Genomic DNA, 15,494 nt, shown 5'->3' with positions numbered 1-15,494 from the left:
GCTCCAGGCAGCGGTGAACTCAATCGATCAAGCAACACACATCATTGGCACGAACATCGTTTGTAGGAGCCGGCTCCCACAGGATCAGCTTCTGTCCTGCGGGAGCGTGGCGCCGATCAGTCGAACACTACAGTCTTGTTGTCGTGAACCAGTACGCGGTCTTCCAGATGCGCACGCAAGCCACGGGCCAGCACCATCTTCTCGACGTCACGGCCGAAACGCACCATGTTTTCGATGCTGTCGCGGTGGCTGACGCGAACCACGTCCTGCTCGATGATCGGACCGGCGTCCAGTTCTTCGGTAACGTAGTGGCAGGTCGCGCCGATCAGCTTCACACCGCGCAGCGAGGCCTGGTGGTACGGCTTGGCACCGACAAACGACGGCAGGAAGCTGTGGTGAATGTTGATCACCTGGTGGGCGTATTCACGGCACAGTTGCGGCGGCAGGATCTGCATGTAACGCGCCAGTACCACGACATCGGCTTCATGCTGCTTGACCAGACGGGACACTTCGGCGAACGCCGGCTCCTTGTCTTTAGGGTCGACCGGAACGTGGTAGTACGGAATGTTGTGCCATTCGACCATGCTGCGCAGGTCCTGGTGGTTGGAGATCACGCAGGCGATTTCGCAGTCCAGTTCGTCGCTGTGCCAGCGGTGCAGCAAGTCGGCCAGGCAGTGTGATTCACGGCTGGCCATCAACACGACACGCTTCTTCTGATCCGAGTCGGTGATGCGCCAGTCCATGGAAAACTCTTCGGCGATCGGCGCGAACGCCGCACGGAAGCCTTCCAGATCGAACGGCAGGGTGTCGGCACGGATTTCGTGACGCATGAAGAACCAGCCGCTGAGGTTGTCGGAATGATGACTTGCCTCGGTAATCCAGCCGTTGTACGACGCCAGAAAGTTACTGACTTTGGCAACGATGCCGACACGGTCCGGGCAAGCAATCACCAGACGAAAAGTGCGCATGAGGGGAAACTCCAGAACTTCGCAAAGGCGGCCATTCTAGCGACTACCCGAGAATTGTGCAGTATCGCGTTGCCACAGATTTACAGCGCAAAAAACCAGGACCCGATCAACGGTAATGGCTTACCACGCCAACGTCTTCCGGGCGCCAGAAACACGGCGCCTGTACTCACTCTAAATAGTCAGCTTTTTGCGTTGTAGCGCCTTCATAAACTTGTAAGCCCGTTGTGACGTATCACTTGGCTATTTCAAAATGCTACAGATAAAACTTTCGTTAATTGTTTACTTGCGCAAACGCTGTGACTATTATTGCGTCATTGCACCCTGCTCATCACAACATAGGTAGCCCTCATGTCCCTGATCAACGAATACCGCGCCACAGAAGAAGCCATCAAGGAACTGCAAGCGCGCCTGCAGAATCTGCAACAAGACGACAAACTGCAGAAGGAACTTGAGTTCGAAGGCAAACTGCGCACCCTGATGGGCGAATATCAGAAATCCCTGCGCGACATCATTGCGCTGCTGGATCCAGAATCCAAACTGAAAGCGCCACGTGGCGGTGCAGCGGTAAAAACTACCGGCACCAAACGCGCTCGCAAGGTCAAGCAGTACAAAAACCCGCACAACGGTGAAATCATCGAAACCAAAGGCGGCAACCACAAAACTCTGAAAGAGTGGAAAGCCAAGTGGGGCGGTGACGAGGTTGAAAGCTGGGCCACTCTGCTGGGCTAATAAGCCCGCGTGTTGAGACCGCAGTTGTGCAGTGATGTACGACGTTAAGAACGCCAGCGAATGCTGGCGTTTTTTATTGGTTTTATTTTTTTATGCCAGCGGTTAAAGCCCCAGTCGCTGTTGCAATTGCAGGCTGTAGTCCTGCCACTGTGCAAGCACCTTGAGCTGCTCTGGCGTGGCCTTCAGTGAGTGCTCGACCAGCGCTCGGGAAAAGGCCTTGAGGGTGTTGGGCGCACCGGCCTCGGGGTCGCTCAGACGTCGACGGCAGAAATCGGCCCACTCTTGCTGTTCGACGACGGACAGGGTTTCGGCAAAATTGCGTGCCCGGTAACGAAACAATAACTCTGGCAAACGCGGGTCATCGAACGGCCAGCTGTCACTGGCTAGTTGTTGCGGTTCAGCCAACCGGACCTGCTCGCAAAGACGCCGGTCACGATCGTTAATAAAGCCATCATACAACTGCTGCTCAGGGTCTTCGCTGACAGCAAAATCCTCGGCGGCATAAACGTTTTTCAACTTGTCCTGCCAGATCGACTGCCCCTCGCCGAGTCGTGCAGCACGCTCTTTGTAGAGGTCCATGTCCAATTGCAGACGCTGACGGTCTTCTTCTCGCAGCACGCTGAGCGGCGCCACCACCGGGCATTTATTTATATGCAGTAACTTGAGCGGCACCGGCAGTTGTCCAGCGTCCAGATCCTCACGCCGGGTATATAAGCGCTGACGCAAGGTGGCCGCGTCTTCGTCCAACAAAGGCTGATGATCATGAAACAGGTCACAGACAATCAGCGCATTGCGATTGGTCGGGTGCCAGGCCAGCGGCAATACAACACTCAAATAACTGCGGGCGGCGGAAAAACGTCCGGATATATGCACCAGCGGTTGTAGCAGACGAATCTGATCCTGCACCTTGTGCTTGCTGCGCAGCTGGAAAAGATAGTCGTAAAGCTTCGGTTGTTTATCGCGAATCAAACGGGCCAGGGCGATGGTCGCGCGCACGTCGGAAAGTGCGTCGTGGGCCTGGCCGTGATCAATACCGTTGGCAGCGGTCAGACGTTCAAGTTTGAGCGTCACCCGCCCCTCTTCTTCCGGCCAGACAATGCCTTCGGGGCGCAGCGCATAGGCGGTACGTACTACGTCGATCAGATCCCAGCGGCTGTTGCCGCTTTGCCATTCCCGGCCATAAGGATCGAAGAAGTTGCGATACAGGCTGTAGCGGGTCATCTCGTCGTCGAAGCGCAGGGTGTTGTAGCCGGCGCCGCAAGTGCCCGGTTTCGCCAGTTCGGCATGTACCCGTGTCATGAAGTCGGCTTCGCACAGGCCTTTTTCCGCCAGGCGCTGCGGGGTGATGCCGGTGACCAGGCACGCCGCCGGGTGCGGCAGGATGTCGTCGCTGGGCTGGCAATAGAGATTGATCGGTTCGCCGATTTCGTTGAGCTGATCGTCCGTGCGAATCCCCGCCACTTGCAGTGGCCGGTCATTGCGCGGGTTGATCCCGGTGGTTTCGTAGTCGTACCAGAAGATGCTGGAAGTCACGGGTTGATCCTGAATCGAAGACTCGGGGAGTTTATCAGATGGGGGTCACGGCACCGCGCCGCGACAGTGGGCTGGTATACCGCTGGCCGAAATTGTAGGAGCTGGCTTGCCCTGCGACCGGCGACGAAGTCGTCGTAAAACCTGCGCACTCGGTGTGTTTGGCCTGACGCTGTAGCTGCTAACGCTGCTTCGTTTCGCCTGGCGGCGAGTTACTTGGAAAAGCCCCAAGTAACCAAGGGCTCTTATCCCCGCCATACGGCACCTCGCTAATGCTCGGTGTACCCTCACTCCGGCAATGCTCCGTGGGCACGCCGCGAATGGGCCATCCATGGCCCACGCGGCTCTCGCGGCATCCATGCCGCTCGACCCACTCCACATCGCCTGCGTTCGGCCTTCTGGAACGGGGCCCCAAAATCAAAAACCAGATTAAAAGCCGGCGACACACTAAACCCTTGTGGGAGCGGGCTTGGTCTGGGCCGCATTCGGACGAAAGCGGCCTTGAAATCGCCATCGCCGACAAGCCGGACTGCTACGGGGCGGTGTGTGCCATCTGCTTTTGATTCTGGCCGAAGGCCGTGGGAGGGAGCCCTGCTCGCGAAAGCGGTGTGTCAGACAAATCGATTTCGCGACCCTCGCAAACTCGGATCCCTCCCACAGGGTTTGTGTTGGTTTATATAGATGCACCCAACACCCACATTGTTGTGTGTTGGACCCAACCCTGAGTTGTGCTCGCACTTTTACAGGTATTACGCCAAACCACCTGTAGCAGCCAACTCAGTTTCCTACAGTACTTACAGACGCATCCGAAAGATCCGGCGGTTGCTTAGCGTTCCTGCGGTGGCTAGCATCAAACTTTATTTCCAGGTGTATCCCTCCCGACAATGTCCACCTCGCACGCTTGGCCAAGGATCGCTGCGCAGCCTGCTCCACTGGACACGCGTATTCCCATGGAAACCCCGGAAGGCATCGATCTGATCTTGCGTCCGGCCGGGCTGGTGTCGCGCTCGCTGGCGTTTGTGATCGATCTGCTGATTCGCGGTGTGTTGCTGATTGCCCTGTTTTTTCTGCTCGACGCGTTAGGTGAATTCGGTAGCGGTGTTTTCGTGCTGGCGCTGTTCCTGATCAACTGGTGGTACGCCGTGCTGTTCGAGGTGCTGCATCAGGGGCGCACGCCGGGCAAGCAGATCATGGGCCTGCGCGTGGTCCATGACGACGGCACTCCGGTGGGCTGGTCGGCTTCGCTGCTGCGCAACCTGCTGCGGTTTGTCGACATGCTGCCGTTCGGTTACAGCGTCGGCGCCTTCACCTGCCTGCAACATCCGCAGTTCAAGCGGCTCGGCGATCTGGCCGCCGGCACCCTGGTGATCTATCGCGATACGCCATCGCCACGCCCCGAACAGGTCGATGTCGCGCCGCTGATCCCCGCCGTGGCGTTGACCCTCGACGAGCAGCGCGCCGTGCTGGCCTTTGCCGAGCGACATTACGGTTTGTCGGCCGCTCGTGCGCAGGAGCTCGCGGGCTTGCTGGTCGAGCCGTTGCAGATCGATGCGCAGCAGCCCGTCGATCAGTTGAACGCCATCGCTCGCAGTCTCTCGGGAGCGACATGACGTGAAACAACGCCAGTTCGAACAGATTCATGGCCCACTCTGGCAAGACTTCGCCGGACGTCTCGACGCCCTCGAACGCAGCCGGCAACGGAACGAGGCCGGCGAGGGATTCAGCCGCGACTATCGGCAGATCTGCCAGCATCTGGCACTGGCCCAGGCACGGGGCTACAGCAGTCATCTGGTCGAGCCATTGCAACAACTGGCCATGCGCGGCCATCAACAGTTGTATCGCCATCGCAGCCAGATGGCTGCACGCCTGCTGGCGTTCGTCCTTGCCGACTTCCCCCGTCAGGTGCGCGCCGAATGGCGACTGGTCGCACTGGCCGGGGCATTGTTCTTCGGCAGCCTGATCATCATGGGCCTGCTGGTTTATGCCTGGCCGGACCTGATCTACAGCGTGGTCAGCCCGGCCGAGGTCAGTGAGATGGAAGCCATGTACGACCCTGCCGCCCGACGTCTCGGTCAGGCGGCCGAACGGGCATCGAGCACCGACTGGATGATGTTCGGTTACTACATCATGCACAACACTGGCATCGCCTTTCAGACCTTCGCCAGCGGTCTGTTGTTTGGTGTGGGCAGTCTGTTTTTCCTGTTCTTCAACGGTTTGATGATCGGCGCCGTGGCCGGTCACCTGACCCACGTCGGTTTCAGCGAAACCTTCTGGCCGTTCGTGGTTGGCCATGGCGCTTTCGAGCTGACAGCGATTGCCCTGGCCGGTGCCGCCGGCCTGAAACTGGGCTGGGCGCTGCTCGCTCCAGGCCTCCTGCGCCGTGGCGAAGCGCTGCGGGTGGCAGCGCAAAGTGCCGTGCGACTGATCGGCGGGACAATCATGTTCCTGCTGATCGCGGCCTTCATCGAGGCTTACTGGTCGTCGATGACCTGGCCGCAACCCCTCAGTAAATATCTGGTCGGTGCCGTGCTCTGGCTGCTGGTCGCCGCCTACCTGATCCTCGCCGGACGCCAGCGCCATGCGTCTGACTGAAGCCTGCGTGGCGATTCGCCCGCGCAATCCCTGGGAGGCCATCGATCTTGGCGTGCTGCTCGCTCGCCAGCATCAGCGCCTGCTGATGACCAGTTGGGCACTCGTCACGCTGCCGCTGTTCGCCGCGCTCAGCCTGCTGCTGTGGGATTACCCGTCGCTGGCCGTGCTGCTGTTCTGGTGGCTGAAGCCTTTATATGAGCGCCTGTCGCTGTTGATTCTCTCCCAGGCCCTGTTCGGCGCGACACCGTCACTCAAGGAAGCCCTCAGGGCCTGGCCGCGCACGCTGAAACCGCAATTGATCGCCAGCCTGACGTGGCGGCGTTTCAGCCTGAGCCGCAGCTTCACGCTACCCGTGCAACAACTGGAAGGACTGGACGGACAATCGCGTGCCCAGCGCATCGCCCTGCTCGGTCAGAAAGACCTGCGCGCCGCGCGCTGGCTGACCATTGCCGGCAGCCATCTGGAGATGTGCCTGTGGCTCGGCCTGATGCTGTTGTTCTACGCGCTCATTCCCCAGCAGATCGAGCTGGACTGGTCGTGGCGGCAGTTGATGGACATCGAAAATGACTGGGGCTGGCTGGAGCATCTGACCAACGCCTTTTATGCGCTGGTGCTGATTTTCTGGGGCCCGGTGTATGTCTCCTGCGGCTTCGCCCTGTATGTGAACCGACGCACCACGCTGGAAGGCTGGGATATCGAATTGGCGTTCCGGCGTCTGCGCCAGCGTCTGTTGGGCACCGCGGCGGCACTGTTGCTGGGTGTGTCGCTGGTGCTCGGTGCCTCACCTTCGCCGGCGCTCGCCGAGGAACTCGACAACTCGTCGAACTACAGCTGTCCACTGCCGCCGCTGGACTCGCCGCAGATGGACGAACAGGCTGCAGCTCCCGGCACGCCGCGCCTGCTCAATCAGCCACTGACCAGTCAAGCCTCGCAGAGTGCGATCAAGGCAGTGCTGGAAAGTCCTCCCTTCAAGAATCCGAAAACCGTGTCCGGCTGGCGTCTGGCCGAGCCAAAGCAGACGGCGAAGAAAAGCGCCGACACACCGGCCTGGATGGTCAGACTGGTGACCGGCCTGCTGCATCTCGGCAAGACATTGTCCACCGTGTTCGCCGTGCTGCTGTGGACGCTGCTCGCCGCACTGGTGGGCTGGCTGGGTTGGCGTTACCGCCGCTGGTTCGCCACTTTCGTCGGGCCGCAGGCCACCAGGGCCAAGCCTGCACACAACGCGCCGCAACAACTGTTCGGCCTCAAGGTCAGCGCCGACAGCCTGCCGGACGACATCGCTGGCACCGCAGAACAACTTTGGCAGCAATCGCCTCGCGAAGCCTTGAGCCTGCTCTATCGCGCCCTGCTCAGCCGCCTGCTGACCGACTACCGTCTGCCCCTGAAGCACGCCGACACCGAAGGCCAGGTACTGAGCCAGGTGGCCGGCTTGAATCAGCCGCCGCTCACCGCCTACAGCCATGAACTGACCCACCACTGGCAGAACCTGGCGTACGGCCACCGCATGCCACCCGATGATGCCGGTCAGCGCCTGTGTGCCGACTGGCGCGCGCTGTTCGCTGCGCAGGCCACATCATGAGCTGGCGTACGAAGGGGTTGATCGCGGCCTTGCTGCTGGTCTGTGTCGCCGCGCTCGGTATTCCCCTGCTCCAGCACCTGGAGCATTACGAGGAGGTGGTCGATCAAGGCCCGTCACCGGAAGTGCGCGGCAATCCGTATCTGGCCGCACAGAGCTTTCTGCGTCATCAGGGTATTTCAGTGAAGGTCGCCGAAACCCTCAGCAGCCTGCCTGACACTCGCGAGCAAACCCAGACCCTGATGCTGCTGGACAGCCGCGAAAAGATGACGCCCGGCGAAGTCAGACGCGTGTTGAACTGGACTCGCAACGGCGGCCGTCTGCTGTTGATCGCCGAGCAGTTGTGGGACGAGCGCAAGGGCCGCAGTGGCGATCTGCTGCTGGATAGACTGGAGATTCGCCAGTTCCTCACCCGTGACTTGCGCGAACAGGATCGCCAGCGCGAACGCGAGCAGTTCAAGCCGAGCATTCCGTTGATGACCCCGCCCGTCCAGGAACCGAAAACCCCGTGGCCGGAGCTGACCCGCCTCTATGTGCAGAACGAAAGCGACCCGGCGTACATGAGCTTCGATCCGGCGTTTCATCTCGACGACCCGCAGGACCATGCGCAATCCTGGGCCAACAGCGCCGACGCCACACATCTGCTGCAAATGGTCTACGGCAAGGGGCTGGTGACCGTGCTCACCGACGCCGACCTGTGGAAAACCCGCGCCATCGGCAAATACGACAACGCCTGGCTGCTCTGGTATCTGAGCCAGGACAGCGCGGTGACCATGCTGCTGCGCAGTGAACACGACGACCTGTTCGCCCTGCTCTGGAAATTTTTCCCACAGGCCCTGGTGATGCTGGCCCTGCTGCTCGGCGCCGGGCTGTGGCATGCCGGCATGCGTCAGGGCGCGCTTGTGGAACTGCCTTCCCGCGCCCGACGTCAACTGAGCGAGCATCTGCGTGCCAGTGCCGATTTCATGCTGCGGCGCAAAGGCCAGCAAGCCCTGCTGCGCAGCCTGCAACAGGACATCCTGCGTCGCGCCCGGCAGCGCCATCCCGGTTTCGAGACCCTGGTCGTCGCCGAGCAATGGCAGGTCCTTGCCCGGCTGACCCGACAACCCACCGGCAGCATCGGTCAGGCACTGCGCCCGCGCCCTGACGAACGCCTGGCCGCCAGCGAATTCACCCGTCAGGTTGCTTACCTGCAAACCCTCAGGAACGCCCTATGAGCGAGCACTCGCCCCAACCGTCGCTTCATCCGCAACCGACCGACGAAGCCGCCGCCGAACACAAGGAAGCCGATCCTTCGACCAGTCATCCGGCTCAGCAGCGCCAGCGCGCCATTCATCTGGCCCAGGCCATCCGTCATGAATTGCAGAAGGCCGTGATCGGCCAGGACGCTGTGATCGATGACGTGCTCACGGCCCTGATCGGCGGCGGTCATGTCCTGCTCGAAGGCGTTCCCGGCCTGGGCAAGACCCTGCTGGTGCGCGCGCTGGCACGCTGCTTCGGCGGTGAGTTCGCACGGATTCAGTTCACCCCGGACCTGATGCCCAGCGATGTCACCGGCCATGCCGTGTACGACCTGCAGACCGAGCAGTTCAAGTTGCGCAAGGGGCCGTTGTTCACCCATCTGTTGCTGGCCGACGAAATCAACCGCGCCCCGGCCAAGACCCAGGCAGCGCTGCTGGAGGCCATGCAGGAGCGTCAAGTCACGCTGGAGGGTCGCGGCCTGCCGGTGCCGCAGCCATTCATGGTGCTGGCCACGCAGAACCCGATCGAACAGGAAGGCACTTATCCACTGCCCGAGGCCGAGCTGGACCGTTTCATGCTGAAAGTGCGCATGGACTATCCGCAGGCGCAGCAGGAACTGGACATGGTCCGCCAGGTCACCCGCTCCACGCGCTCGGACATGCTCGACGTGCAACCGTTACGGACGCTGATGCAGGCCAAGGACGTGCTGGCCCTGCAACGCATTGCCAGCGATTTGCCGGTGGATGAGCAGGTGCTCGATTACGCGGTGCGTCTGGCCCGCGCCACGCGCAGCTGGCCGGGCCTGACCCTGGGTGCCGGGCCGCGGGCGTCCATTGCTCTGGTTCGTGGTGGCCGCGCCCGGGCGTTGCTGCGCGGTGGCGAGTTCGTGATCCCTGATGACATCAAGGGCTGTGCGCTGGCGGTGCTGCGCCACCGGGTCAGGTTGTCGCCGGAGCTGGACATCGAGGGCCTGTCGGTGGATCAGGTGCTCAAGCAATTGCTCGATCAGGTGGCGGCTCCACGCCAATGACGCAACGGCTCAAGCCTTCAAAACGGCTGTTGATCTGGCTGCTGGCGCTGGCCGGTTTCGCCGTGGTCCTGGGGATTCTGCAGGCGCTGGAAAGCGGGCCGACTGGCAAGCTCGACGGCCTGTTCCGGTTGCTGCTCGGCATGGTCGGCGCACTGGCGGCGCTGGATGCCTTCTGGCTGTGGCGCCAGCCTTCGCCCCGCGTCCAGCGACAGTTACCCGCCAGCCTCGCGCTGGGACGCTGGAGCGACGTGCAGATCGAGGTGGAAAACGACGGCGACCGCGCCTGCGCCATGACCCTGATCGATCACGGCCCCGCCGATCCGCACAGCCGTTTCGAAGCGCAAAATGCCTCGCAGCCGCTGATGCTGCGCGCCGGTCGCAAGGCACAGTTGACCTGGCGGCTGCGCCCGACCAGTCGTGGCGACTTTGTCTTCGAGCGGATCGAGGCCGAGCTGCGCAGCCCACTGCGGTTGTGGCTGTCCCGACGCTATCTGCCTGCCACCGATACGGCGCGGGTCTATCCGGACTTCACGCGGTTGCACAACGGCCAGTTGCTGGCGGTGGATAACTGGCTCAGCCAGCTCGGCGTGCGTCAGCGCCAGCGTCGGGGGCCGGGCCTGGAATTCAATCAGCTGCGCGAATTTCGCGAGGGCGACAGCCTGCGTCAGATCGACTGGAAAGCCACCGCCCGTCAGCGCACGCCGATTGCCCGGGAATATCAGGACGAACGGGATCAACAGATCGTCTTTCTGCTCGATTGTGGTCGGCGCATGCGCAGCCACGATGGCGAGCTGACGCACTTCGACCACGCGCTGAATGCCTGCTTGTTGTTGGGCTATGTCGCGCTGCGCCAGGGCGATGCGGTGGGTTTGTCGACCTTCGCCGCCGAGCAGGATCGGCATCTGGCGCCGGTCAAGGGCGCCAGCCAGCTCAACCTGCTGCTCAATCACGTGTATGACCTGGACAGCAGCCGCCAGCCCGCCGATTACAGCAGCGCGATTCGTCAGGTGCTGGCCCGACAGAAACGCCGGGCGCTGGTGGTGTTGGTCACCAACCTGCGCGATGAAGACGACGAACAGTTATTGGGCGCGGTCAAGCAACTCGGCCGCCATCATCGGGTGCTGATCGCCAGCCTGCGTGAAGAGGTGCTGGATGAACTGCGTGAGGCGCCGGTGCAGACCTGGCAACAGGCGCTGGACTATTGCGGCACGGTGGATTTTCTCAACGCGCGCGCCGGACTGCACGAACGCCTCGGCGCCCATGGCATTCCGGTACTGGATGTGCGCCCTCATGATTTGGGGCCACAGTTGGTAAGCCGCTACTTGAGCTGGAAGAAAGCCGGCACTCTTTAGGCCTAGGCTGATGCTTCCAGCGGATAGAAACTGAAATAGCGCTGCAGCGCCTCGATCAGATGGTAGTACTCGGCTGGCGCCGCCTGCAGTCTGAACCCGGAGTCGTAGATGCCCGGCGTCTCGTCTTCCTGGCACCAAAGACAGTTGGCGTTGATATCGACGTGGTAGAGGCCGTTCTTGTCGTCAGGCACTTTCAGGCGCAACTGGAAGTCGGCCCCGACCAGAATCGGCAGATCGCTGATCAGCATCAGCCCCTGTTCTGAAACGTTACCCAGGCATCCCAGCGGCTTGTCGGTGTAGCGATTGAACACCTGCAGATAGTACGGCAGCTGATGACGCTCGATTCGTCTTCCGTTCAGCATTGGACACTCGCCCTTTGATGACCATTGAGCATGGTCGCGCTAGTGCATTGAGATTCGGTCGTACGTGAAACAGCAAGACGACGTCGACACGCGAATCCACCTGTTCCATCAACAGCAACAGGGACGTCATCTGACTCAACAGCAACAACCGAAGTCACCGTCCCGGTTAGACGATTTGGCGATAAAACGCCGCGTCAACCAGAGCGACCTTCGTCACTCCTGTGATGAAGTCTCAAGTCCCTGCCCTGTGCAGCCTAGCTCAACCTCGCACGACATCCACCCGAAACCGTCACCGCCCATCCAATCGGGTGTAACTATAGTGAAGCAGGTCGGGTGATCGCCGGTGGAGCGAGATTGTCATGCCCCAGTTGATGCAGCGTATCCAGTCGCGCCCGCGCGCGGAAGGCATATTCGCTGTACGGGTACTGGGTGATGATGTACTGGTAGGTCTGCACGGCATCTACATAAAGCTTCTGGCGCTCCAGGCACTGGCCGCGCAACATCGACACTTCCGGCTGGACATAGCGACGCGCTCGGCTTTCGCGGTCCACTTTCGACAAGTTGTACATCACCGCATCGCAGTCGCCTTTGGCGTACGCGCGGTTGGCATTGTCCAGATGGCTGTTCATTGCCCAGCGGGTGCAACCGCTCAGCGCGGCCAGCGCTACTAATATCATCACGATTCGCATGAGAGTCTCCTGTGCTCTGCAGTGTATCGGCGCATCGCGGGATTTCTTCAAGCACGATTACAGTGCCCGACGGCCTGTCAAAACTGGTCCGATTGCCTACTCAACGGGTAGCCAGGTAGTGCAAAGGAACAATGACTACAGGCCAAGACAGGAGTAGCCTCTCGCTGCGCTTCATTCAAGGAGTTTGTGCATGTCCGTTCGTCGCACCAAAATCGTAGCCACACTTGGCCCTGCAAGTAATTCGCCAGAAGTCATCGAGAAGCTGATTCTTGCCGGCCTGGACGTTGCCCGCCTGAACTTTTCCCACGGCACGCCCGACGAGCACAAGGCTCGGGCGAAGCTGATCCGTGACATCGCCGCCAAAAACGGCCGCTTCGTCGCGCTGCTGGGTGACCTGCAAGGGCCGAAAATTCGTATCGCCAAATTCGCCAACAAGCGGATCGAGCTGAAGGTCGGTGACAAGTTCACCTTCTCCACCAGCCACCCGCTGACCGAAGGCACCCAGGAAGTTGTCGGCATCGACTACCCCGATCTGGTCAAGGATTGCGGTGTAGGCGACGAATTGCTGCTCGACGACGGCCGCGTGGTGATGCGCGTCGACACCCAGACCGCTGACGCGCTGCACTGCACCGTGACCATCGGTGGCCCGCTGTCCGACCACAAAGGCATCAACCGTCGCGGTGGCGGCCTGACCGCACCGGCCCTGACCGAGAAGGACAAGCAGGACATCAAGCTTGCCGCCGAGATGGACCTGGACTACCTGGCCGTGTCCTTCCCGCGTGACGCTGCCGACATGGAATACGCCCGCCGACTGCGCGACGAAGCCGGCGGCACCGCCTGGCTGGTGGCGAAGATCGAGCGCGCTGAAGCCGTGGCCGACGACGAAACCCTCAATGCCCTGATCTGCGCCAGTGACGCGGTGATGGTTGCCCGTGGCGACCTGGGCGTGGAAATCGGCGATGCCGAGCTGGTGGGCATCCAGAAGAAAATCATTTTGCACGCACGCCGCCACAACAAGGCGGTGATCGTTGCCACGCAGATGATGGAATCGATGATTTCCAGCCCCATGCCGACCCGCGCCGAAGTGTCCGACGTGGCCAACGCCGTGCTCGACTACACCGACGCCGTCATGCTGTCGGCTGAAAGTGCTGCCGGTTCCTACCCTGTCGAAGCGGTCGAAGCCATGGCGCGTATCTGCGTCGGCGCCGAGCGTCACCCGACCGGCAAGACCTCCAGCCACCGCATCGGTCACTCGTTCACCCGTTGCGACGAAAGCATCGCGCTGGCGGCCATGTACACCGCCAACCACTTCCCGGGCGTCAAAGCGATCATCGCGCTGACCGAAAGTGGCTACACCCCACTGATCATGTCGCGCATCCGCTCCTCGGTGCCGATCTATGCCTTCTCTCCGCACCGCGAAACCCAGGCCCGCGCGGCTCTGTTCCGCGGCGTCTACACCATTCCGTTCGACCCGGCCGCGCTGCCGGCGGGTCAGGTCAGCCAGTCGGCCGCCGACGAACTGGTCAAGCGCGGTCTGGTCGAGCAAGGCGACTGGGTCATCCTGACCAAGGGTGACAGCTACCACACCATCGGTGGCACCAACGGCATGAAAATCCTGCACGTCGGCGACCCGATGGTCTAAGACGACAGCGCAGTATCAGAAGCCCCGGCCTCGCAAGAGCCCGGGGCTTTTTTGTGGCTTGCACAATTCCGTGTGGGAGGGAGCCCTGCTCGCGAAGGCGTCAGGTCAGACACCGCAACGTTGCCAGCACCCGGGCCTGCCAAGCCACGCCAGACAACACGAACCCCGTGGGAGGGAGCCCTGCTCGCGAAGACGTCAGGTCAGACACTGCCGTATCAACAGACCCAATGCTTTCGCGAGCAGGGCTCCCTCCCACAATATCCAGTTTTCTGCCCATTCATTGATCTGGCGCAATACAACCGCCGATGCCCATTGACGCACGCACCGGCTTTCTATTGCGTCCGCCTTCCCGTAGCACCTCGTGCACAACAACAGGAAGGAACACCCCATGAAACGGACATCCCCCCACGCCATGCTCGACCCACAATTCGGTGATGCCGGACAAGCCGTGCTGCCGAGCGATCTGGTCGCCGTGCTTGGCCTCAGTCATCAACCCGACGGCACGACCCTGCTGGCCGGCAGTTGCCCTGACGGTCTGTTCGTCAGTCGCCTGCTGAAAAACGGCCAGACCGACGCCCGATACGGTCAGGACGGCGCCATTCGTGGCGTAGTCGAATCAGGGCATATCATCGTCGCCGAAGCCGCCCATGCGCTTGAAAATGACAGGACACTGGTGTTGTGCAGCGGCAGAAGCCCGGACATCTATGGCGTCATTCCGCTGGTGGCGTGCTATCACAACGACGGGCGCCTGGACGCGGGTTATGCCGAAAACGGTAGCCGTTACCTCTACTACCCGGATGGCCGGGGCGTCTCCAACCCTTCAGCTCCGGCATCAGGCTTTAGCGCACTGACGCCGTCGGGAAAACTGCTGACCACTTGGTGGTATCCGTCCCACGCACGCACCGTCACCTTTCGTCTTGATGAACAGGGCCAGCTTGATACGTCCTTCAATGGCATCGGCCATGTCGTCCTCGACCCGGCTCTTCGCAACGGCTCGGCCTCCACCCTCCTGCTACTGGCGTCGGGCCGCATTCTGGTGGCCGGTGGCTTCAATGACGGGTCCGGTACCACCCGCCCTTTTCTGGTTCGCTACACCGACGATGGGACGCTGGACGCTGATTTCGGCCAAGGCGGCATCGTTGCCCTCGATCAATATCCGGGGTGCCAGGCCTTAGCCTGGGTCGAACAGCGGGATGGTCGTCTGATCGGCTTCGGCCGCGATGCCAGCAATCAGTGCTGGATGGTGGCGCTGCACCCGGATGGCCGCCTTGATCCCTCGTTCGTTCAAGAGAAAGTCGCAGAGGTTTTCCAGTGGACAAGCGCAGCCATGGACGGTGATCGCCTGGTAACAGTCGGCCACACGGCCAATCCCCACGATGTGGTGGTAGCCCGCTATCTCACGGACGGCTCGCTGGATCGAGAATTTGCCGACGGCAGCGGCTGGTTTCGCCACGACCTGTCCGGAACCGAGGAGCAAAACGCGCCGAACGCGATCCAGGTGACAGCACAAGGCCTGCTGATCGGAGGTTTCGTTTACCGACAAACCATCCCCCATGGGTTTGTCGCCAGATTGACTGACCTGATGCTCTAACCGGCCCGGTCATAAACGACCTGTAGGAGTGAGCTTGCTCGCGATAGCGCCACAGCAGTCAACTCTGCAGAGCCTGAAGAAACGTCATCGCGAGCAAGCTCACTCCTACCATTTCCGGCAGATCAGACGCCTCAATGGGTCATGACAACGAGGTTCGCCGGCAAGCCGGCTCAGAGTTTGTGGTGTTC

General features: G+C 61.3%; 13 protein-coding genes. 9 read left to right on the top strand and 4 right to left on the bottom strand.

Features of this window, described 5'->3' with window-relative positions:
- Positions 1-116 precede the first annotated feature (116 nt).
- Positions 117-968, bottom strand: coding sequence for a formyltetrahydrofolate deformylase (gene purU / locus ACIPL0_RS04245; RefSeq protein ID WP_400593258.1), 852 nt, complete (start codon positions 966-968; stop codon positions 117-119).
- A 348-nt stretch (positions 969-1,316) separates the two neighbouring features.
- On the opposite strand from purU, the gene mvaT reads away from it, so the two are divergent.
- Positions 1,317-1,697, top strand: a complete 381-nt coding sequence (mvaT, locus tag ACIPL0_RS04240) for a histone-like nucleoid-structuring protein MvaT (protein WP_400593261.1) — start codon at positions 1,317-1,319, stop codon at positions 1,695-1,697.
- A gap of 102 nt (positions 1,698-1,799) precedes the next feature.
- Here mvaT and sbcB read toward each other — a convergent pair whose 3' ends face one another.
- Positions 1,800-3,230 carry an exodeoxyribonuclease I gene (gene sbcB / locus ACIPL0_RS04235; RefSeq protein WP_400593264.1) on the bottom strand — a complete coding sequence of 477 codons (1,431 nt, stop codon included), beginning with the start codon at positions 3,228-3,230 and terminating at the stop codon, positions 1,800-1,802.
- Between the two features lie 881 nt (positions 3,231-4,111).
- Between sbcB and ACIPL0_RS04230 the strand changes: the two genes are divergently transcribed.
- Genes ACIPL0_RS04230 through ACIPL0_RS04205 form a run of 6 tightly spaced genes read left to right on the top strand, consistent with a single transcriptional unit; the run spans position 4,112 to position 11,022 of the window.
- Positions 4,112-4,837 carry an RDD family protein gene (locus tag ACIPL0_RS04230; protein ID WP_400593267.1) on the top strand — a complete coding sequence of 242 codons (726 nt, stop codon included), beginning with the start codon at positions 4,112-4,114 and terminating at the stop codon, positions 4,835-4,837.
- A gap of 1 nt (position 4,838) precedes the next feature.
- Positions 4,839-5,819 (top strand): stage II sporulation protein M, encoded by a 981-nt coding sequence (locus ACIPL0_RS04225; protein WP_400593270.1) that lies wholly within the window; start codon positions 4,839-4,841, stop codon positions 5,817-5,819.
- Positions 5,806-7,401: a DUF4129 domain-containing protein gene (locus ACIPL0_RS04220; protein WP_400593273.1), complete on the top strand. Its 1,596-nt coding sequence runs from the start codon at positions 5,806-5,808 to the stop codon at positions 7,399-7,401. The genes ACIPL0_RS04225 and ACIPL0_RS04220 overlap by 14 nt, the downstream gene beginning before the upstream one ends.
- Entirely contained in the window at positions 7,398-8,615 is a 1,218-nt protein-coding gene (locus ACIPL0_RS04215; protein WP_400593276.1) for a DUF4350 domain-containing protein, read from the top strand. The genes ACIPL0_RS04220 and ACIPL0_RS04215 overlap by 4 nt, the downstream gene beginning before the upstream one ends.
- Positions 8,612-9,670, top strand: a complete 1,059-nt coding sequence (locus ACIPL0_RS04210) for an AAA family ATPase (RefSeq protein WP_400593279.1) — start codon at positions 8,612-8,614, stop codon at positions 9,668-9,670. Before ACIPL0_RS04215 ends, ACIPL0_RS04210 begins: the two co-directional genes overlap by 4 nt.
- The gene (locus ACIPL0_RS04205; RefSeq protein ID WP_400593282.1) at positions 9,667-11,022 is read left to right on the top strand and encodes a DUF58 domain-containing protein; all 1,356 of its coding nucleotides are present in this window, start codon (positions 9,667-9,669) and stop codon (positions 11,020-11,022) included. Before ACIPL0_RS04210 ends, ACIPL0_RS04205 begins: the two co-directional genes overlap by 4 nt.
- A 2-nt stretch (positions 11,023-11,024) precedes the next feature.
- Here the strand turns inward: ACIPL0_RS04205 and ACIPL0_RS04200 are convergent, their stop codons facing one another.
- Positions 11,025-11,384, bottom strand: coding sequence for a PilZ domain-containing protein (locus ACIPL0_RS04200; protein ID WP_400593285.1), 360 nt, complete (start codon positions 11,382-11,384; stop codon positions 11,025-11,027).
- Between the two features lie 314 nt (positions 11,385-11,698).
- Complete coding sequence (locus ACIPL0_RS04195; protein WP_400593288.1) at positions 11,699-12,073, bottom strand: tol-pal system YbgF family protein; 375 nt, start codon at positions 12,071-12,073, stop codon at positions 11,699-11,701.
- Positions 12,074-12,263: 190 nt separating this feature from the next.
- Between ACIPL0_RS04195 and pyk the strand changes: the two genes are divergently transcribed.
- Together pyk and ACIPL0_RS04185 are read left to right on the top strand one after the other, a co-directional pair.
- A complete protein-coding gene (gene pyk, locus ACIPL0_RS04190; protein WP_400593290.1) occupies positions 12,264-13,715 on the top strand; it encodes a pyruvate kinase in 1,452 nt (483 codons plus the stop codon).
- 388 nt (positions 13,716-14,103) lie between these two features.
- Positions 14,104-15,306, top strand: a complete 1,203-nt coding sequence (locus tag ACIPL0_RS04185) for a delta-60 repeat domain-containing protein (RefSeq protein ID WP_400593292.1) — start codon at positions 14,104-14,106, stop codon at positions 15,304-15,306.
- The last annotated feature ends 188 nt before the right edge of the window (positions 15,307-15,494 follow it).

Origin of the sequence: Pseudomonas sp. NPDC090208 (assembly GCF_044746785.1) — a bacterium.
Taxonomy (GTDB): domain Bacteria; phylum Pseudomonadota; class Gammaproteobacteria; order Pseudomonadales; family Pseudomonadaceae; genus Aquipseudomonas.
Note: the sequence above shows the minus strand (reverse complement) of the source record. Positions and strands in the feature narration are given on the sequence as shown.

Coding starts and splice junctions, on each gene's coding strand:
- purU (WP_400593258.1), bottom strand. CDS start 968: ATGCGCACTTTTCGTCTGGTGATTGCTTGCCCGGACCGTGTCGGCATC.
- mvaT (WP_400593261.1), top strand. CDS start 1,317: ATGTCCCTGATCAACGAATACCGCGCCACAGAAGAAGCCATCAAGGAA.
- ACIPL0_RS04230 (WP_400593267.1), top strand. CDS start 4,112: ATGTCCACCTCGCACGCTTGGCCAAGGATCGCTGCGCAGCCTGCTCCA.
- ACIPL0_RS04220 (WP_400593273.1), top strand. CDS start 5,806: ATGCGTCTGACTGAAGCCTGCGTGGCGATTCGCCCGCGCAATCCCTGG.
- ACIPL0_RS04215 (WP_400593276.1), top strand. CDS start 7,398: ATGAGCTGGCGTACGAAGGGGTTGATCGCGGCCTTGCTGCTGGTCTGT.
- ACIPL0_RS04210 (WP_400593279.1), top strand. CDS start 8,612: ATGAGCGAGCACTCGCCCCAACCGTCGCTTCATCCGCAACCGACCGAC.
- ACIPL0_RS04205 (WP_400593282.1), top strand. CDS start 9,667: ATGACGCAACGGCTCAAGCCTTCAAAACGGCTGTTGATCTGGCTGCTG.
- ACIPL0_RS04200 (WP_400593285.1), bottom strand. CDS start 11,384: ATGCTGAACGGAAGACGAATCGAGCGTCATCAGCTGCCGTACTATCTG.
- ACIPL0_RS04195 (WP_400593288.1), bottom strand. CDS start 12,073: ATGCGAATCGTGATGATATTAGTAGCGCTGGCCGCGCTGAGCGGTTGC.
- pyk (WP_400593290.1), top strand. CDS start 12,264: ATGTCCGTTCGTCGCACCAAAATCGTAGCCACACTTGGCCCTGCAAGT.
- ACIPL0_RS04185 (WP_400593292.1), top strand. CDS start 14,104: ATGAAACGGACATCCCCCCACGCCATGCTCGACCCACAATTCGGTGAT.